The sequence below is a fragment of the Aquimarina sp. AD1 genome (genome assembly GCF_003443695.1).
GTDB lineage: Bacteria > Bacteroidota > Bacteroidia > Flavobacteriales > Flavobacteriaceae > Aquimarina > Aquimarina latercula.
The window spans coordinates 756,403-777,604 of record NZ_CP031966.1; the positions used below are offsets into that span (position 1 = coordinate 756,403).

Below are 21,202 nucleotides of genomic sequence, written 5' to 3' on the forward strand. Positions count from 1 at the left end.
GGGTTTAAGAATTTTGTAATTAATTAAAATATTGACAACGTGTATAACAATTGGTTATACACGTTACCAAATTTTTTTGTGTGCGGAGTAACAATATTATTGAATGATGAATTTGCTAGTAACGGTATCAGATTTAAGGATATACATACCACTAGATAATTTTGAGATATTTAAGTCTAATTGATAAGAACTTACATCTAATTTCATTATTTTTTTTCCAGTTACATCATACAATCGTAGGTACTTATTTCCTTTTTGATAGATAGTGATGCCTGATCCTTTCGAAACAGGGTTTGGAGTTACCATAATAGCTCCTGTATTCTCTTCGTCAAAATCAGAACCTCTAAGAGAGCGGGGTAAAGCGGTAAGTTTAATTATCTTTTTTGTTCTTTTTCCTAGATTATCTATTGCGACTATTCTAAATCTATAGTTTCCTATTTCTACATTTTTTAATTTTGCATTTCCGCCCCAACTATAAGGAGCTTCTGTATCGGTTCTGATTAGTTCCCCATTAAGAAATAGACTTACTTCTTGGATTTCTCCATCAGGATCATTTGCTTCTGCTTCAATGACAATATTATCACCTTCAAAAATAGTTCCAGTTTCAATGGCTATCTCTTGTGCTGGATCTATTATAGTTTCTAGATCTTTTGGTTTTGAAATCACTAATTCAGGAGGTTCATTTGTATCAGAATCTCCTGAGTGCTTTAATTCTAAAATACCCCAGAATTTTATATTATTTAAACCTTTAATACTAGTTTTAGAATTTTCTTTTGTAATTTCTAATTCCTGAACAGTATTATTTGGCAAAAACAGTTTAGCAGATGTAATACTATTTTCGAATAAATCGTCATCCAAAGTTAACGTTACATCACTGTAGGTGATTAGATTTCCAGAATCAGGATCCAAACTTTGATTTACTAAATGAACAACATAGGGTTTGTTTGGTTCTGAAATACGGGGTAATACAGTAAGTTTATCATTTATGAGGCGATTATTTTTTTGTATTTCTATATTAGTGCTTAAGCTTTGTTTAATTGTTGTAATATCTTCTATCGAAGAACTACGTTGCCATTTAAATAATTTGTCGTTAAGTCTGTCTAGAGTGTTTTTGATGGGATATCCAGTAGATAAGCCATTTGTATATACATCATTTGCAATAATTACTTTTTCGTACGTATTTATTTGATTAAAAGTTGGATTATTTTTAATATAAACTTTTCCAACAGGAATAATATCATAGGTTACATTTGCTTGTTTTAGAGCATTACAAATATCATTTGTCATTTTATTGTATTGTGCTCCTCCTTCCCAAAATTGAACTACCCCTACTTTTCCTTTTACAGCCTTGTATTTGTTTAATAGTGTTGCATTATTTCTTATGTATTTGGAGATTCCGGTATAATCTATAGTTGGGATATAGTTAGCATCCTTACCTGTATATTGATTATATGGTAAGATAAAATTAGCACCATTAGCATATGCTTCTGCAATCCATTGTAATCCATTTTCTTCTCCTATTTTTTTAGTTCGGATATCATTCCAGTTAGATGGTAAAGCAGTTAAGATTACACTTTTATCCATAATCTCTGCTAGTTTATAACTTAATTCAGGCTCTCTATTAAACGTTTTTGTAATCATAGGTTGTTCGAGCATGAAATAATCTACTTCTGCTATATTGGTAGCTCTTAAATTTTCTTGCAAAGGGGAGGATGTTCCAAATAACAAAGTTGGTTTCAGGTTTTTGGCATAGTCAATCATTTCTATAGTTAATTGTTTAATTGATTCATTTTGAAACAATTGAAAATCATCAAATAAGGGTACTGGAGTATTACTATGACTTTTAACTTTATTGATATACTTTTGATCAGTATTAATTCCTTTTTGCTTTAGAAATTGTCTGTAATCAAATGTGTTAATATCATTCACCCCTAAATCCGTAAGTTGACTGATAGTATATTTATTCTTAAGGTAATTTCTAAAAGCTTTTAAGCTATGCTCTGAGAAATCTCCTAAATTATAACTTAAACTGGCATGTGCAGAAGATGTTTGTGCATCCATAAGCATTACATCTATTGGTGCTTTTATAACATTTCTTATTTGATATTTTAAAAAAGCGATAAAAGCTGGTGAATGGCTAGATATCCAAAAAGGTTTATATGTTCGACCTCTAAACAGATGTGTTTTGCCTTCAAACCATGGATATTGATAAAAATTTTCTTCTATTGTTGAGCAATATTGATTAGGAACTGGATATTCATTTTTTATACAGAATTCGGCAAAGTTTAACCAACCAGCGTCAAATTCAATTCTTCCATGAAGTTTTCGCCCTTCATTGTCGATTTGCTCAGCTAGATTAATAAATGAACTCATTTGTGCTTCTAAATTTGCAAGAGGTAAGAATCCCCAAGCTATATTAGTGACATTATATTCATTACGGATGCTATTATTTTCTGGTTTTGTAATGAAAACACTTGATTTTTCAATAGATTGTGAGTTAATTTTTTGATTAGAAATTATTAATAGAATTATGAATAAGAGTAATATCCTTACTACTCTGTTTTTAGTTAGTTTCATTGTTATATTTTTATGTGATTTATATTTTTTTAGGGAAGTATTGATAGCGTTTATAATTACTAATTATAAACGCTATCAATTAGCTAATGGAAAGAGAGGTAAATTTATTTAACAATAAATTTACGACTTATCTTGTCAGACTTTATGATATACAATCCACTAGAGAGATCAGATACATCTAGATTTAATTCATTAGAATTTACATCTAATTTCATTATTTTTTTTCCAGTAATATCATACAATCTTAGGTATAGATTTCCTTTTTGATATATAGTAATATTTGATCCAGTTGCAGGATTTGGAGTAACCATAATAGCTCCTGTATTATCTTTATCAAATCCTGCATCTCTTAATGCTGTTGGTAATACATTAAGTACGATAATTTTTTTAGTTCTTTGACCTGTATTATCTATGGCAACTACCTTAATTCTATAACGGCCCTCAGTAACATTTTGTAAGGAAGAATTACCTCCCCAACTATAAGGAGCTTCAGTGTCTATTCTTATTAGCTCACCGTTAACATATAATCGGACTTCTTTTATTCCATCAGGATCATTTGCCTCGGCTCTGACTATCATATCATCTCCAGCGAATAGTGTGGTTGCTTCCGTAGGTTGCAGAACAGTTAATTCAGGCTCATCACCCGTTCGATAGTCTTCGGCATTAAGTCCTATAATGTTAATTCTAATATCGATACCAAAAGTTTCTCCGGTTGCTCTATCCGATATAAATTCTGTGATTGTAGTGTAAGTACCTCTAGAATCTTCTGCAATACCGTATTGTCTTACATAATCTTCTAGAGTTTCCTTATTTGTAAAGTCATATGTTCTGTTTCTTATAGTAGGAAATCTATCTGTATATCCATGCCCAAAAGGGTATGTTCCTAATCTATCTGTAATCATTCCGCTCACTATCACAGTGTAGTCGTTAGTATTTACATCAATTCGAGTATCCATATCACTATCACGTGAAAAGGTTACATCTACACTTGCTTCTAATACAGAAGTATTGAATACATTTTCATTACTTCGATCCAATTGTCCATAAATTCTATTTCTATTGAATCCTGGAATACGTACATTCACAAAATTCAATTTATGATCAGGGTTAAAATTGGTTCCACGACCATCTGTAAATCCATCACCTCTCCAATTATGGAACGTAGTATTTACCAAACATAAATTATCCATATCACCACCTACAAGTCCAGCACTATCCCCATTGTAATAATTTGCGTTACGAACCATATAACCAAAATTAGTGGTTATATACATTGCTCTACCAGTGTTCCAAGTGGTGTGGTTGTCAATGATAGATAAATTGTGATGAAATGCTTGAGCAGCTCTATCTTTAGATCTGAATCCACTACTACATCCATAGGCTTCATTGTTATTAAATTCTAATAATGGTGCAGCTGCAGGATCTATGTATTCTTGCAGTGGAAATATATCTTCAGGGTACACATTAGTTCTTACTTTATCTCTTAAGCTTAAAACCGTTCCACCTCCATCATAAGCGTAGGCTTCTCTTGATGAGGCAGCTACATTATTTATCATTCGTACGGCTCTTCCTTGTAAACCATATGCTTCTCCAATTCTAAAATCATCATCTAGGAGGTCTGATACTATTGAGTTAAGTGCACTTGGAGCATCTCTATCCATATCGGCAAAATAATAGTTTCTTCCATCTGGTCTAGCGGTAGTAACCAGATTGTTCTCCCAAATTCCCGTTTCAGAACCACTTTCTGCTACCATACCGGATCCATCCACAAAGTACACAACATTATTAGCAAAAGAAGCATGGCTGTCATGATGTACCATACCCCAACCTGGAGAGCCCCAGACGGCTAATCCATGTGCTTCGGCCATTTTGGTTTGTGAGTCTTTCATTCTATGAAAATGCATCGAATATCGTCCCCTTTGATTTTCGATATCTGTGGAATCTGCTTTTTCTTCAACAAAATTTCTTATTTGAACAAATGGTTTTCCATCTTCATCTACTCTGCCTGTTCTTCTTAATCTATATTTAAAATCATCAAGTATATTATGTTTGTTACTTCTACCAAGATCCTTGAAGGCTGCAAAATGAATTTTAACATCTGTTGTTCGCATAAACATAGTATGGCCTCTGCGAGTAATATCATCATTTACATTATTATTATCATCGGTAAAATCTATTGATTTAAAAGTAATGTTTCGGGTTAAGTTTGATAAATGACAAAAAAGATTTTTTTCTGGGATTCCTTGGTGCGAATTTCTTGTTTGTGTATTAAAAGTTACTTCATTGGTTCCTTCATTGATGGCTTCTATTATGAATTCTTCGTCCTGTGTTCTGATACCATCATTTCTAACTCTAAATATACCTTGAGTACCTGATAAAACCACATCATCTCCTATATTCCAATTTGTAGGAGTGCCTTCAAGAGTTGTTTTGTTTCTTCTTCTAGGTGTAGGTCCTGTAGTTCTTAGGAATGGTGTTTTTTCTTGTCCAAGAATAGTTACTTCATTCATAGTCATCAAACCTAATGTGGCTTGTGTTGGATCCCATTCATATCTACCCAATACACCTGGACCATCGCTAAACAATCGATTTCCAAAATGATCATTCATTCGTTTTTCATCAGAATAATGACTCCTAGCTTGTGCATTCCATCCATTTCCTCCGATTTCACCTCTTTTCTTTTTTTCTATGTCAAACGCTTTAAAATGGATATCAATGGTACCATCTGTTGGTCGATTTGCTTTAATATCTAAATTAGACATCATACCACAAAAGAAGGTGTCTACAACTAATTTTCTTGTAGCGCCTCCTGGGGCTCTAAAAACCATTGTACCTTCGTTACGTATTGCGAATATATGGGCGTTACTATTTACATTGTAATTTATAGTATCTCCCATTCTAATAACTACAATGGAGGCTAAACCTGGTACGGAACCGGTATTCCAGGTGTTTGGGTCGTTCCAGTCTCCAGTTTTCATAGAAGTATGAGTTGCAGTATTGTCAGGAATAATGTCCGACATCATTATCATTTGTGCATATCCTGAAGGTGAGAAATAGATTAGGGTAAGTAACAGATAGAAATATCTATTGAGATTAGTTTTTTTCATGATTTTGTAAACGTTAGTATTAATGTTAAGATCCTTATAGAAAAGGACTAGTGAATTTTGAAAAGAACAATCATATTAAATGAATAGAAACATAGCAATTATTTAAGTTTAACTATATCAGATTGTTCAATACTTTTTAATACTAGAGGGAGAAAAGATTGTATTTGTAAGCTTTTGAAATTTTTTACATAGGCATTATTTTATAGTTAAATGATGTAGAAGAAATTAACTAAAATTAATTCTGGGTTTAATAATAGATAATTACTTGAATTGTAAAACTATTTGTATTTAAAAGAAAATCAATTATTAAAAGGTTGATTTTGTGTAATCAGAATGATTTATTGGGGTTGACAAAAGGTAAACAAAAGATTGTTTTTTGGTGTGTAAAATACTGTTCGTTAGTGTATTGTTGATTGTTAGTTTTGTTTTGGTATTTTTTTGAAAATAAAAATGACTTTTTTACTTTATTAATATAGAACAAGGAATATCTTCATAAAAAGATAATTCGAAAACTAACATACTATCAAAAAGAAATATCATTTAAATAAAAAAACAGGAGATAGTGGAAGATTGAGAGTGATTTTCTTTCTGTTTTTTTATGCCACTTTTTCGTTTGCACAAACAGGAAATAATATCATTAAAACTAATGAAATTGATAGTTTGATATCTGTACTAGATAAAAATTATAATGAACCAAAAAAGTTATACAATATTCTTGATGCTAGTACTAAAATAGATTACCCTAGGGGGATTAGTAAAATGCATTTAATACTAAGTTTTTATTATAGAAAGTTGAATGAAATTGATAGTGCTTTTTACCATATCAATAATTCTATAAGAATCAGCAAAAAAAATAACTTAGATAAACAACTGTACAATTCCTATTTATCATTAGGAAGTATATATGGTAGAATTAAAAATTATAAAAAATCATTAGAGTTTTATCTTAAATCATATAATTATTATAAGAAACAGGGTAATGATAAACATAATGTCATACTACGTGCATTACAAATAAATATAGCCTCTACTTATAGTTTGTTAGGAGATTATGAGCTAGCTAACAATTATTATATGCAAAATCTTATGGATCCAGATTTTGAAAAAAGTTCTATTCATTATTGTCAATTACATCAAAATATAGCTTTGAATTTAAAGAGACAAAAAAAATATGAAGAAGCTTTAATCTGGTTAAATAAAGGTTTGGTGATTTCAGAAACGTATCAGCATCATCTTATTAAGAATAATGTTTTAATTAGCATTTGTGATGTTTATTTACTTATGAATAAAAGTGAAGAAGCAGAAAGAGTTTATTATTTAGTGGATAATGATTTTAATTGGGACAAAGATTTCTATTTAGGTATGATTTACTTAGGTATGAATAGATTGAAAGAATCGGAGATACTATTTTTAAAGCATATAGAAAGAGAAAAAGATGACCGGAAAAGCATGGAGAGCTATCTAAAGCTTTCAGAAGTTTATTCTAAAGAAAATTTTTGGAAAAAGGCTAAAGAAAACAAAGATAGATATTATGCTATTAAGGATAGTTTAACTTCATTAAATAATAAAACTGTTATCAAAAATAATGAGATCGGTTTTAAACTTATTGAAGAGGAATTACTAAACAAACAACTGGATATAGAGAATAAGCTTTTAATTTCAAAAAATAAAAGGCAGAGCAATATAATTACAGGAGTAGCAATTATATCATTAATAGGAGTTTTATGTTTTTTCTTATTACTCAAAAATATTAAAGTCAATAGAGAATTGAAGGAGACAAAAAAGAACGAGAAACAACTTTTAGAAGATAAGGTTGAATTAAGGGAAAATGAGTTGCATATGACTTTAGTCGCAATAGCTAACCGTCAAAAGATGTTTGCAGAGATAAAAAAAGAAATTGATAAGTTTGATAAATTTGACCCAAATACAAAAATTTTAAAAAAGAAAGTAAAGGACTTAATGGTGTCTGGAGATAACTTATCTGCTATTAGTGATAGAATAGAATCGAGATACCCAGGTATGGTTACTCGTCTTAAAAGTGCTCATCCTCAGCTTTCAAATACAGAGATCAAATATTGCATATTCACAAAACTTAATTTAACCACCAAAGAAACAGCAAGTATTCTTGGCGTATCTGCTGATACAGTAAAGACTTCTCGAAGTAGGATTAAGAAGAAAATGAACGTGTCAGAATCTTTAAGCCTAAAAGAATATTTAGATCAGTTAAACAGTACTTAGTAAGCCGATTAGAAAAAAATGATATTTATTTTTTCTGAATCTTTATACTAGTATTTCCAATATTTAAAAAGTAAATCGTCGAAGATACAAGATGAGAAACATCAATGGTATTATTTGTAATTGATATAGTTCCTTTAGAAGTTAGTTTTCCTTCAATTGTGAAAATAGAATAATCTAAAGGTTCCTGTATTTTAAGATCTACTGTAATAATAGAGCCTACAGGATTAGGATGAATACGTAAGGTTTTGGTATCACCATTAACTTCATCAATACTTAATGTAGTAATTTCTCCATTTATATCATATCTGGAAAAGAATTCCCAAATTAACGCAGAAGCGTTAATATCATAGTTTGTTCCAGCAGAATTAAACACGGATCCAGGCCATTTGTGTCCGCCATTATTTATTTTATAATGTTCAACACGTGCTCCATTATCTCCATTTTTAAATACTTGATATTCTACAGTAGAACCATCATTGGGAGCAGTATCAGGAAGGTTAGTAATTTCTGCTGAGGTTTCGCAATTATTAAAATTTGCCCAGAAACTCATTACATCCGGAGTAGATTCTATCCAATTTGCTCCTTCATAAGGTACAGTTGTATCAGATGTTCCATGGATTTCCATTACTGGAATCTGATGTGATGGATTACAAGTATTTGGTTGGTTTTTATTCATTGTCCCCGTAACCGAAGCTATAGCTGCAATACGCTCACTAAGCTCGCAAGCTAATTTATAACTCATAAAACCTCCATTAGACATTCCGGTACTATAAATTCTACTAGCATCGATAGTGTAATTTGAAGATATTTCATCAATTAATGCTTCCGTAAAACCAACATCATCAATAGTACTAGTACCCCAATCTACATTAAAATGAGTATTTCCGGAGTTATCGACAGTACCCATAGGATGAACAATTAAGAAACCTTCTGTATCTGCAATAGGTCTAAAATCTCCATAAAACATCTGATCATTAGCGTTGGATGTGTATCCATGAAAATTAAAGACTAAAGGAGCTGAAGATCCATTACTATATGATGCGGGAACATATAAAATGTATTCTCTTGTTATTCCGTCATGTTCTAAAGTGCTGTTTATAGTTTGTTGAGCAATTCCACCAATAAAAAAACCAAATATGAAAAGGAAATTGGTGGCTTTTTTTTGAATTAGATTATTTTTTTTGGTTTTAAAAGAGAACATATTATTTTTTGATTTTGTGTGAACTTAGATTTACAAGTTAGTTGATTTCTAGAATAACGAATATTTTACGATAGTTAGTATGATGTTAATTTTTTTAATTAGAAAAAACAAAAAAGCCAGATTTTATTGACAATCTGGCTTTATTTTATGATGTGAAATTTATTATTTCAGTGCACCAACCATATCTTCTGGTTTAACCCATTGATCAAACTCTTCTTCCGTAACATAACCCAATGCAACAGCTTCTTGTTTTAAAGTAGTTCCATTTTGGTGAGCAGTATTAGCAATTTCTGCAGCTTTGTAATATCCTATTTTTGTGTTAAGAGCAGTAACTAACATTAATGAATTATTCAATAACTCTGTAATCCTCGCTTGATTTGGTTCTATTCCTTGCGCACAATGAACATCAAAAGAAACACAAGAATCACCTATTAACTGGGCACTCTGTAATAAGTTTGCAGCCATAACGGGTTTAAAAACATTTAGTTCAAAATGCCCTTGCATTCCACCAACATTGATAGCTACATCATTACCCATAACCTGTGCACAAACCATAGTTAATGCTTCACATTGAGTAGGATTTACTTTTCCAGGCATAATAGAGCTTCCAGGTTCATTAGCAGGAATGATAAGTTCACCAATTCCACTTCTTGGTCCAGAAGCTAACATACGAATATCATTTCCTATTTTATTTAAAGAAACAGCAATTTGTTTTAATGCTCCGTGTGTTTCTACAAAAGCATCGTGAGCTGCTAGTGCTTCGAATTTATTTTCTGCAGTTATGAATGGTAATCCTGTAAACTGAGCAATGAACTCAGATACTCTTTTAGCATAACCCTTAGGAGTATTTAAACCGGTACCAACAGCAGTTCCACCTAAAGCGATTTCTGCTAAATGTGGTAATGTGTTTTCCAGAGCTTTAAGTCCATGATCTAATTGAGAAACATAACCAGATAATTCTTGTCCTATTGTAAGTGGAGTAGCATCCATAAAATGAGTACGTCCAATTTTCACAACATTTTTATAAATTTCTGATTTCTTTTTAAGTGTATCTCTTAATTGAGTAATACCAGGTATTGTAACTTCTAGAATTTTTTTATAGGCAGCAATATGCATACCTGTTGGAAAAGTATCATTAGAAGATTGAGATTTGTTTACGTCATCATTTGGCTGAATTGTTTTTTCACCTTCTCCTATTGTTTTTCCAGCTATTTGATGCGCACGATTAGCAATAACTTCATTGACATTCATATTACTCTGCGTGCCAGAACCAGTTTGCCATATTACTAAAGGAAATTGATCATCGTGTTTTCCTTCTAGAATTTCATCACATACTTGTGCAATAAGATCCCTTTTTTCTATGGGAAGTACTCCTAATTCACAATTGGTAAAAGCAGCAGCTTTCTTTAGATATGCAAAACCATATACAATTTCTAATGGCATTGATGAAGGTGCCCCAATTTTAAAATTATTTCTGGAACGTTCCGTCTGTGCTCCCCAAAGTTTATCAGCAGGCACTTTTACTTCGCCCATTGTATCTTTTTCTATTCTATATTCCATAGCAGTGATGATTTGTTTTTCGAACGGCAAATTTAAGAATTTGTAGAGCTTTTTCTGAATAAAGAATGTACTTTTTAAAGAGGAAATTGATTTAAGTTTTAGTTTTAAAAATAATTTATATTAATGCTATGAGATAAAAAGAAGAGTTGTTATCTTTGGCAAAAATTGAAATTAGATTACTATTATGTTCGAATTTGATCAATACCTTGGTTTCTTAGCATTTTTAACGATCCTTACTATTGGATTTTGGTTAATGATATTCTTGTTAACATTTGTTGTTCCTTATTGGATTTTTGGAGCTACTATTGAAAACTTTAAATTAAAGCAAGAGGCTAAAAGAAAGGCTAGAGGAGAAGCTTAGATAATAATAGACTTAGTTATATATTAAAAAGAGGGAAATGATTAAATCATTTCCCTCTTTTTAATTTTATTGAATTTTGGTTTTATTTATAAATACTAGAGTTGTTTTTAGATCAGTTGATTATGGCCTTCCTTCGAATTCTTCGCCGCCACCATTGAAATTATTTCTAGATCGTTGTCTTTTCTTTTTTTGATTAAATCTATATGTAAATGACATGGTAAAGCTTCGTTCTCTCCATTGAAATTCGCTATCTGTAACAAACGTTTCGGTAGTTGATACACTTTGGCGTTTTCTGCTGTTAAATAAATCACTAACATTAAAAGTTAAGGAAGCTTTTTCTTTAAATAGATCTTTACTAAATGCCAAATTCACACTTAGTAACCCTTCGCTTTTGGTTTGAGCATTTTCATTAGGCCCAGCATAAAAGGCAGTAGTTTGCCAATCTATTTTAGCAGGCAAGGTAATCTTATTATTTAAACGTGCAAACCAACTAAAATTATCTGCATCAAAATTTTGTCCATTAAAATCTCCTTTTATGTTGTTTTGAAAAGCATTAAAATTACCATTAATTCTCCATTTCTTGCTAGGATTATAGGTTAAGGTAAATTCAAATCCATAGCGATCAGAACTGGATAAATTTATAGGATTTCTTCTAATAATAGGAACTATAGTTCCATCTCCGATAGTAGCGGTGTCACCAGTATCTTCTGCGATAAAAGTAAATATTTGGGTAGAACGATTGTAATAAATAGATGAATTAAGAGTAAGTTTTCCCATTCTATTTAAATACCCAAGATCAAATACATTGGAATAACTAGGATTTAGATCCGAATTTCCTTGAAATATGTTGGTAGCACTGGACCTAGAGGGGAAAGGATTGATAAATCTAGATCGAGGTCTTCTTATTCTTCGGTTATAACCAAGTGTTACACTCTGTTTTTCTGATAATTTATATCCTAAATTTATGGTAGGGAATATATCGGTATATATTTTTTTATTAAAATCACCACTTGTTTGTTGATCGATAGTTATTCTTGTGCTTTCTAATCGAAGTCCTAGTAAGTAAGAAAATTTTCCTGCTTTACTTCCAAATTGAGTATAAGCAGCATTTACTTGTTCTTTAAAAATTAGATTGTTAGATAAATTAGTATCTGTTGTTACAATACCATTATCATCAAATTGAACCAAGAATTCAGTGTCTAATTCATTAAAGTTTCCTCTATAACCTAATTCAAATTGACTTTTCTTTCCTATAGGTAATACGTAATCGGATTGGATAAGAATACGATCTTGTTTTTCTAAAGTATTTACCAATTCTATGGTAGAAATATTTTGTTGAGTAATTCTAGAGTCTTCCTCTTCTTCACTGTTTTCTATCTGAAAATCAAAAGTTAATTTATGACCACTGTCATTAAAATTTTTGTTGTAATTAATAGAATATTGTTTAGTGATGTCATCTTCTACCTCAGGATCAAAACGCAGGTTACTGCTTAAAATATTACCATTAGCATCAGGTTCTGTTATTAAATTAGATGTGTTACTTTCATTATCACTAGAACGATATAAAAAGGACCCTGTAATGGATGAGCTATCATTTATATACCATTCTAATCCTACATTAGTGTTAAGACCCTTACGTATTCTGTCGAAATCTCTTTTTTCATTTAAAAAAGTATCGGGTTCATCAACCTGAGTATCAGAATCAAAATTGAAAAATTGTGTCTCAGATAATGAATTACCGGGAACTTCACGATAATTGTACCCAGAAGTCGTGAAAAAATTTAAGTCTCCTGTCCTATAATTTAAATTTCCCGAAACACCAGCTTGTAAAGGATAGCCAGTGTTAAATGTAAGAGCTCCATTTAATCCTTGTAATTTACTTCGTCTTAATATGATGTTTAAGATTCCTGCAGTCCCTTCGGCATCATAACGAGCAGAAGGAGAAGTTATAACTTCTACACGCTCTATAGATTCTGCGGGTAGTTGTCTTAAAGCATCTGTGCTATTTAATCCTACTAAACCAGATGGCTTTCCATTAATCAATATCCGTACATTGTCATTTCCACGCAGAGCAACATTTCCTTCTACATCAACGGAAACAGAGGGAACGTTGTCTAAAACATCACTTACAGTACCTCCGCTAACTGTAAGATCTTTACCAACATTATATATTTTTTTATCAAGTTTTATTTCGACTGTAGTTTTCTCTGCGATTACGACAACATCATCTAAAGCTTCAGTATCGAGTCCTAGACCAATTGTTCCTAGAGCAGTGTTTTTAAAGACTCTTTGTTTTAGTAGTGTTTCTGTTTTGAATGAGATAAATTCTATAGAAATATTGTATATTCCTGCTGGTACTTGAATATTAAAACTACCATTGGCTTGAGTAATTCCACCTGTGACAATTTTATTCTCTTTAATACTAAAGAAAGAAATTGTTGCATATTCTAAAGGTTCATTAGTTTCTTTATCAATGACTTTTCCTGTTACTTTTACTTCTTTTTGTTGCGCAAAAGACGAAAATCCTAAAAATACGACTAATAACACTAAAATATATTTTCTCATACTTTCTGTTTTGATTGGGTGCCCAAAAATATAATTAGGCTATATGCATAAGGGTTAAATACGTGTTAAATAATGTATATTATTTATAATCAAAGCATTATGAGTTATAATAATTAAGTTAATTTAACAAAAAGTTGATTATACTGCATATTTATTGGGATTTGAGCGAATTTAGTTACAATAATGAGGCAATAATTATAGTGTGAAATACGTTAGGGTTTTTTAGTTTTGTAAACAAATTTTGCTAAAAAAAAAGCTAAATAGATAGTAATACAAATTAATAAATTAGGGTTTATGAAAAAACTTTTGACGAATAAGTCTCTATTGGTAGTAGCGTTTATTCTTAGTTCTTCGATTTCAATGTATGCTCAAAGTCATAAAATGGCGCTGTCTTTAACAGGTGGTTATGTCGACGGAGGTTTTGGAGGTTTAGTAACGTTGGATTATAAAGTAAATGAATTCGATTATTTACAATTTGGTGTCCAAACCAACTTTACAAATTTAGATTTTAATGAGATAGAAATACCGGTAAACCTTTACGCATTTAATGCAGGTTTCTTTTTTGATGTTCTTAGGAATAATAAAAGAACATTCGCACTTTCATTAGGAGCAGGAGGTACTGTAGGTAGTGAAGTTATTAATAATGGTGATGAAGATTTAGAAACCGGAGAAAAATTAAATATAGAACCTAGTAGTGTAGTTTTCGGAGCTTATGCAGGTTTGGATGCGGATATTTTCTTAATTCCTACGGTAGCCATTAACATAAAAATTCAGGAAACATATCATTTCAATAGTGAAATAGGGGAGCTTACTCCATACTTTGGTGCTGGAGTGAAATTAATATTGAAATAAGTATTTAGAAGATTTGTTTTAATAAAATTGTTTAAAATTATAATATAAATAAGAGATGAAAAAGTCTTTACAATATATAGTATCAGGACTAACCTTTGTATTTTTAGTATTTGCTTGTACTAAAGAAATTACTGAGGATTTAGTTGTTTTTTTTAAAGTTGAGTTTAGTGAAACTAATATCGATGCTTTCGTTGATACTAAAGAAGAATCAAGTTTTTCAATTGTTGGTGCTGGAGATATAGAGGCAGGAGATTATCAAATAAAATATAATGTAACAGAGGGTACAGGTTCTTATTTTTTAAATACTATTGAAGTAGTAGAAAATGAATTTGTAGACTTGCCTGAAGGACCTGAGTATACCATAGAATATCTTGCAACATCAATAGGTACGAATAAAGTTACAATTACAATTAAAGATGGGTTAGATAGGGAAGAGGAATTTATACTAACATATAATGTAAATGATACTGATTTTACATTTGATGTAGTACCTTCTTCTGAAGGTACATATGTAAATGGAGAGATTGACTTAAATTTAAGTATAGCAGAAATTAGCGAAGCTACTTATGAAGTACAATATGTCTTTAAAGCTCCTGTAGATATAAGTACACAGGGGACAGGTAGCATTGGTGTTGATGGTACATCAATAGAACCAGAAACCTTAGTAGAAATTCCTGTAGGTGATACCTCATGGCAATTTACGGGTCTTACAGTTGGAATGGTAGAAATAGAATTTACTGTAACCAGCAGTTTAGGTGTTTCTAAGACTAAAACGCTTCAAATTGAAATTGGAGATACACCAGATTTTACGTTTACCGCAACTTTAGATAGTGATACGGTATATACAACAAACTCAGGTGCTGTTGTAAATTTTGTTATTACAGAAACTACAGGTACATCTAGTTATGTAATGAATTATAGAACTTCTAATACAGGTAATATAATGTATAATGGAGAAACTTATCAAGCTGGAGATAATATTCCAATTCAAGCTGGTGCAAGTATTGGAACTTATATAGGAACTTCAGAAGGTGAGCATACCTTGGATTTTAGAGTTGATAATTCTAATACTGTAACAGTATCAAGAGAAGCATCTTTAATTTTGAATTTCAGAGACCCTGATGGAACTCCTCCGGTTATAGAATTAATTGGTTCTAGTGAAATAACGGTTAATATTGGAGATTCGTTTACAGATCCTGGAGCTACAGCAAGTGATGATATTGATGGTGATATTTCTGCGAACATCACAGTTTCTGGTTCGGTTGATACAAATGTTCCTGGTTCATATACTTTAGTATATAGTGTAGAGGATTCATCAGGAAATACAACTTCAGTTGAGCGTATTGTTAATGTAGTGGATAATATTCCTCCTGTAATTACAATTATTGGGGATAACCCTTTTGTGGTTAGGTTAGGTGATGCTTTTAACGATCCTGGAGCCACAGCAACTGATAATGTGGATGGAAATATAAGTTCTGGTATTACTTTAACAGGTTCTGTTAACGTAAATGTTGTTGGCGAATACGTGTTAACCTATACGGTTAGTGATATTGCTGGTAATGAAGTTTCGGAAACAAGAACGGTTAATGTTATTAGTGATAATCCACCAGTAATTACTCTTGTAGGTGATAATCCTTTAGAATTAAGTTTTGGAGTTGTTTTTAGTGATCCCGGAGCAACTGCTTCAGATGATATCGATGGTGATATTACTGATCAGATACAAACTTCCGGAACTGTTGATGTTAATACACTTGGAGGGTATGTTATCACATATAGTGTAAGTGATTCTTCTGGTAATACTACAGAAGTAACGAGAACCGTAAATGTTGTGGATAACACAAGTCCAGTTATTACTTTAGAAGGTACTAATCCTTTTCTAGTAAATATTGGTAATGTATTTAATGATCCAGGTGCAAATGCAAATGATAATGTTGATGGTAATTTAACAGCGGATATTACCGTTTCAGGAATTGTAGATGTTAATACACCGGGAGATTATGTATTGACTTATAGTGTGGAGGATTTTTCTGGAAACTCTGCTACAATTACAAGAATAGTAAGAGTTATTGATAATATTCCTCCAGTTATTACTTTGATAGGGGCGTCTACTATTACAATATTACAAGGAGGTAGTTATACCGATTCTGGAGCAACTGCTTCGGATAATGTTGATGGAAACATAACTGCTCAAATAGTTACAACAGGTAATGTTAATGTAAATATTCCAGCTTCTTATACAATAGAATATAATGTACAGGATGCAGCAGGAAATAATGCGACAGAGGTAGTTAGAACAATAATAGTAGAATCTAATATTAATTTTAATAGATTAACAGGTGTTCTTACTGCGCCGGCAGGAGCAACGGTAGAAGTTTCGATGAGTTCTGGAGGAACAGGAAGTGGTAACGCTGTAATAGAAGCTCGAAGTACAAATAATACTAATTTGGGTATTGGAATTACTTGTTGGGGGTTAACTGGCGGAGCTCAGTGTTTAGATGCTGATGGAGATGGCAGCGATGAAACAAGTGGATTTACATTTATAATGCCCACAGACGGAATAGCAAATTTCACAGGATCGCATACTCCAGATGGAACAAGTATAAATAGTGGAACCAGTTTTAGTATTCAGGTAGCTGGAGAAACATTTAATGAAAACATGGGGCCAGGAAATGAAATACCTCAATAATGATATAGTTGAATGATTCAATAAAAAAATGCTGAAAACATATGTTTTCAGCATTTTTTTTATTTTATAAGATCTGGATTACATTTTCGGGTGGTCTCCCAATAATCCCTTTTTTATTTTTTATTACAATTGGTCTTTCAATTAGTTTAGGATTCTCGCACATAATTCGAATTAATTCAGAATCTGTCAAGTCTTTATTTTTAAACTCCTGTTTCCAAATAGCTTCATTTTTTCTTACTAAATCAATAGGCTTTATTCCCAAAAGGGTTATTATTTCGGTAAGCTTTTTTTCAGTTATTGGAGTTTCTAAATATTTGATAATTTCTAGATCTTCTTTTTTTTCCTCAAGTATTGCAAGACATTGTCTAGATTTACTACATCTTGGATTATGATAAATTGTTGTCATAATTTTAATTTTTAGTCTTCATTTTTTTGCCCCATCATCATAAGATATGCTTTTAAGAAAGCGTCAATATTACCATCCATTACTGCATCTACATTCCCAGTTTCTTCTGCAGTTCTTACATCTTTAACTAGTTTATAAGGATGCATAACATAATTACGAATTTGAGATCCCCATTCAATTTTCATTTTAGAAGCTTCAATTTCATCACGTTGTGCTTGTTGTTTTTTGAGTTCAAGTTCAAAAAGTTGTGATTTAAGCATTTGTAATGCTTTTAACCTATTTTCTTGCTGTGATCTGGTATCTGAACAGGATATCTGAATTCCGGTAGGAAAATGCGTAAGCTGTACTTTTGTTTCTACTTTATTTACATTTTGTCCTCCAGCACCACTTGATCTAGATGTTATGATTTCATAATCGGCAGGGTTAATGTCAATTTCAATTGTGTCATCTGCTAATGGATATACATATATAGAGGCAAACGAGGTATGTCTTTTGGCATTACTATCAAAAGGAGAAATTCGTACTAAACGATGTACTCCATTTTCACCTTTTAACCAACCAAAAGAATACTCTCCTTCAATTTCTAATGTTACAGTTTTAATTCCAGCAACATCTCCACCTTGGTAGTTAAGTTCTCTAATTTTGTAACCCTGCTTTTCTGCCCACATCATATACATTCGCATAAGCATGCTAGCCCAATCGCAACTTTCTGTCCCTCCTGCACCAGCTGTAATCTGAAGAACAGCACTCATATTGTCTCCCTCTTCACTTAACATGTTCTTAAACTCAAGATTTTCTATAAGATCTAAAGCTAAGGAATGACGTTCATTAACTTCTGTTTCAGTAGCATCCCCTTCTTTATAAAACTCGTATAGTATTTCTAAGTCGTCAACAAGAGTAACGCTCTTTTCGTACTCAGAGACCCATTTTTTTTCAGCATTTAATGCTCGCATTAGCTTTTCTGCTTCTTGAGCATTATCCCAAAAATTAGGAGCATATGTTTTTTCTTCTTCGTTAGCTATTTCTATTAATTTGGCATCAATGTCAAAGATACCTCCTTAACGCAACCAGGCGCTCCCTAAGATCCTGTAAAGTCTCAGTATTAATCATATTTTAATTATTTTTGACAAAAATAGGATTTAACACTTCAGTAGGAAATAATTTTACTATTATTTTATAGTTTTAATGCTTTTGCAAATCACATAAATCATTTTCAATGAAAATAAATATCACCTGCTTGTTTTTAGTAGTTAGTCACTTTCTCTCCGGACAATTTTTAGAAAAACAAAAAGATTTGAAACCGTTTAAGGGTTATTTTAATTTTTACTATAATCAAAGTAAGGATGAAATATACTTAGAGGTAAATAAATTGGATTCTGATTTTTTGTATGTTCATTCACTTGCTACTGGTTTAGGATCTAATGATATTGGTTTAGATAGAGGGCAGATAGGAGATGGGGTTATAGTAAAGTTTAAAAAGGCAGGAAACAAACTATTATTGGTACAGCCTAATCAAAGATACCGAGCAATTACAGAAAATAAGTTAGAGAAAAAAAGTGTTGAGCAAGCATTTGCGAAATCGGTTTTGTTTGGTTTTCCGATAAAAGAAAAAAAAGGGGATAGTTATATTATTAATTTAACACCTTTTTTATTGCAAGATACGCATGGGATTGTAAATCGATTGAAAAGTCAAAATGAAGGCTCTTATAGCATAGATAAAACCAAAAGTGCATTAAGTCTAGAAAGAACTAAAGGTTTTCCTAAAAATGTAGAGTTTGAGGCATTGATAACTTATAAAGGATCCCCAAAAAGAGGTAATATTTGGTCAGTAGCACCGGACTCAAAATTACTTACGGTAACACAACATCATTCTTTTGTAGAATTACCTGATAATAATTATAAGAAACGCAAATTTGATCCAAGGAGTGGTGCATTGTCTATATCCTATTTAGATTATGCAACTCCAATACAAGAACCAATAGTTAAAAGATATATTAGAAGACATAGGTTAGAGAAAAAAAATCCTGAATTACCAATTAGTGAAGCAAAAGAACCTATTGTTTATTATTTGGACCCAGGAACTCCGGAACCAGTAAGATCTGCTTTGTTGGAAGGTGCTAGATGGTGGAATCAAGCGTATGAATCGATTGGTTTTAAAGATGCTTTTCAGGTAAAAATGCTTCCCGAAGATGCCGACCCAATGGATTTAAGGTATAACGTGATTCAATGGGTGCATAGGTCTACTAGAGGATGGAGTTATGGAGCAAGTGTAGTAGATCCTAGAACTGGAGAGATATTGAAAGGTCACGTAAGTTTAGGTAGTTTAAGAATTCGTCAGGATTTTTTGATCGCTCAGGCGCTATCTAATAAACCTTATGCGAACGGAGATAATAATTATCAACCAATGTTAGAAATGGCTTTGGCTAGAATTAGACAGTTATCTGCTCATGAGGTTGGGCATACTATTGGGTTTGCCCATAATTTTGCGGCTAGTTCAAGTAATAGAGCTTCTGTAATGGATTATCCTCACCCATTGATAAAAATTAATGATGATGAGATAGTTTTCTCCGAAGCTTATGATACTAAAATTGGTTCGTGGGATAAGGTAACAGTGGCATATAGCTATTCTGAATTTAAAGAAGATGCAGATGAAGAATCAACATTAAATAGAATTTTGGATAATGCTTATGCTTCTGGATTGCGTTTTATATCAGATAGTGATGCTAGACCGCAAGGGGGAGCTCATGGTTTAGCTCATTTATGGGATAATGGGAAAAATGCTTCTGCTGAATTAGAGAATCTCTTGTCAGTAAGAGCAAAAGCAATTGATAACTTTTCTAAAGATAATATAAGAACTGGTGAACCATATTCGGTTTTAGAAGATGTATTCGTTCCGCTATATTTTTTTCATAGATATCAAACAGAAGCGGCAGTAAAATTAGTAGGAGGACTAAATTATAATTATGCTATCAAAGGAGATCAACAAACAATTGTAGAAACTATTTCTGCAAAAGAACAGAAAGATGCCCTAGAACAAATATTAAAAACTTTGTCGCCGGAAGTATTAGCTATTCCAGAGGATAAACTAAAGTTGTTTCCTCCAAGAGCTTTTGGATATAATCGTACCAGAGAATCCTTCGGAAGTAAAACAGGAGTTGGATTCGATGCATTGAGTGCAGCTTCGACTGCAAGTGATATGAGTTTATCACTTTTGCTACATCCAGAAAGAATTTCTAGATTGATTCAACAAAAAAGCTTAGAATCCAATAGTTTAGGTGCTGAAGAAATGTTCGATAAAATTATTAATACAGTTTTTGAAACTGCATCCAAAAATAATTATCACAATGAAATTAGGTATGTTGTAAAAAATAATGTACTTAAACATTTAATGAATCTTACAAATAGTAAGAATACTTATCCGCAGGTGAATGCGGTTGCATTTGGAACTCTAAAGAAAATAAGAACTTTGCTTAATTCTGAAAAACAAAAAGGGATAAATAAAATATATAATGATTATTATATAAAGCAAATTGATGATTTTATTTCTAGACCTGAAAAATTCAAAGCATTACCTTCACCAAAAATCCCAGACGGATCTCCAATTGGAAGTTTTCAATGTAGTTTCTAAAAAAAACAGGTGTTAATAATA

At 31.8% G+C, this 21,202-nt stretch carries 12 protein-coding genes; 5 read left to right on the forward strand and 7 right to left on the reverse strand.

Features of this window, described 5'->3' with window-relative positions; genetic code table 11:
- Positions 1-96: 96 nt before the first annotated feature.
- Together D1815_RS03550 and D1815_RS03555 are read right to left on the reverse strand one after the other, a co-directional pair.
- On the reverse strand, positions 97-2,577 hold the full coding sequence (locus D1815_RS03550) for an Ig-like domain-containing protein (protein ID WP_118385933.1): 2,481 nt from the start codon (positions 2,575-2,577) through the stop codon (positions 97-99).
- Positions 2,578-2,681: 104 nt separating this feature from the next.
- Positions 2,682-5,684 (reverse strand): Ig-like domain-containing protein, encoded by a 3,003-nt coding sequence (locus tag D1815_RS03555; RefSeq protein WP_118385934.1) that lies wholly within the window; start codon positions 5,682-5,684, stop codon positions 2,682-2,684.
- Positions 5,685-6,476: 792 nt separating this feature from the next.
- On the opposite strand from D1815_RS03555, the gene D1815_RS03560 reads away from it, so the two are divergent.
- Positions 6,477-7,922, forward strand: coding sequence for a tetratricopeptide repeat protein (locus tag D1815_RS03560; RefSeq protein WP_162897337.1), 1,446 nt, complete (start codon positions 6,477-6,479; stop codon positions 7,920-7,922).
- A gap of 25 nt (positions 7,923-7,947) precedes the next feature.
- Here D1815_RS03560 and D1815_RS03565 read toward each other — a convergent pair whose 3' ends face one another.
- Positions 7,948-9,123 (reverse strand): PHB depolymerase family esterase, encoded by a 1,176-nt coding sequence (locus D1815_RS03565; RefSeq protein WP_118385936.1) that lies wholly within the window; start codon positions 9,121-9,123, stop codon positions 7,948-7,950.
- Between the two features lie 162 nt (positions 9,124-9,285).
- On the reverse strand, positions 9,286-10,683 hold the full coding sequence (fumC, locus tag D1815_RS03570; RefSeq protein ID WP_118385937.1) for a class II fumarate hydratase: 1,398 nt from the start codon (positions 10,681-10,683) through the stop codon (positions 9,286-9,288).
- Between the two features lie 184 nt (positions 10,684-10,867).
- Between fumC and D1815_RS23545 the strand changes: the two genes are divergently transcribed.
- Positions 10,868-11,044, forward strand: coding sequence for a hypothetical protein (locus D1815_RS23545; RefSeq protein ID WP_091412127.1), 177 nt, complete (start codon positions 10,868-10,870; stop codon positions 11,042-11,044).
- 120 nt (positions 11,045-11,164) lie between these two features.
- On the opposite strand, the gene D1815_RS03575 is transcribed toward D1815_RS23545, so the two are convergent.
- Positions 11,165-13,609 carry a TonB-dependent receptor domain-containing protein gene (locus tag D1815_RS03575; protein ID WP_027393667.1) on the reverse strand — a complete coding sequence of 815 codons (2,445 nt, stop codon included), beginning with the start codon at positions 13,607-13,609 and terminating at the stop codon, positions 11,165-11,167.
- Between the two features lie 294 nt (positions 13,610-13,903).
- Between D1815_RS03575 and D1815_RS03580 the strand changes: the two genes are divergently transcribed.
- Positions 13,904-14,461, forward strand: a complete 558-nt coding sequence (locus D1815_RS03580; RefSeq protein ID WP_118385938.1) for a conjugal transfer protein TraO — start codon at positions 13,904-13,906, stop codon at positions 14,459-14,461.
- A gap of 55 nt (positions 14,462-14,516) precedes the next feature.
- Entirely contained in the window at positions 14,517-17,147 is a 2,631-nt protein-coding gene (locus D1815_RS03585) for a DUF5011 domain-containing protein (RefSeq protein WP_118385939.1), read from the forward strand.
- 64 nt (positions 17,148-17,211) lie between these two features.
- On the opposite strand, the gene arsC is transcribed toward D1815_RS03585, so the two are convergent.
- Positions 17,212-17,553 (reverse strand): arsenate reductase (glutaredoxin), encoded by a 342-nt coding sequence (gene arsC / locus D1815_RS03590; protein WP_118385940.1) that lies wholly within the window; start codon positions 17,551-17,553, stop codon positions 17,212-17,214.
- Between the two features lie 11 nt (positions 17,554-17,564).
- Positions 17,565-18,663, reverse strand: a protein-coding gene (gene prfB / locus D1815_RS03595) for a peptide chain release factor 2 (protein WP_108805411.1) whose coding sequence is annotated in 2 segments (ribosomal slippage) — positions 17,565-18,599 and positions 18,601-18,663 — 1,098 coding nt in all. Because the reading frame shifts where the segments join, the coding sequence is not laid out codon by codon here.
- A 106-nt stretch (positions 18,664-18,769) separates the two neighbouring features.
- On the opposite strand from prfB, the gene D1815_RS03600 reads away from it, so the two are divergent.
- Entirely contained in the window at positions 18,770-21,181 is a 2,412-nt protein-coding gene (locus tag D1815_RS03600) for a zinc-dependent metalloprotease (RefSeq protein WP_118385941.1), read from the forward strand.
- The last annotated feature ends 21 nt before the right edge of the window (positions 21,182-21,202 follow it).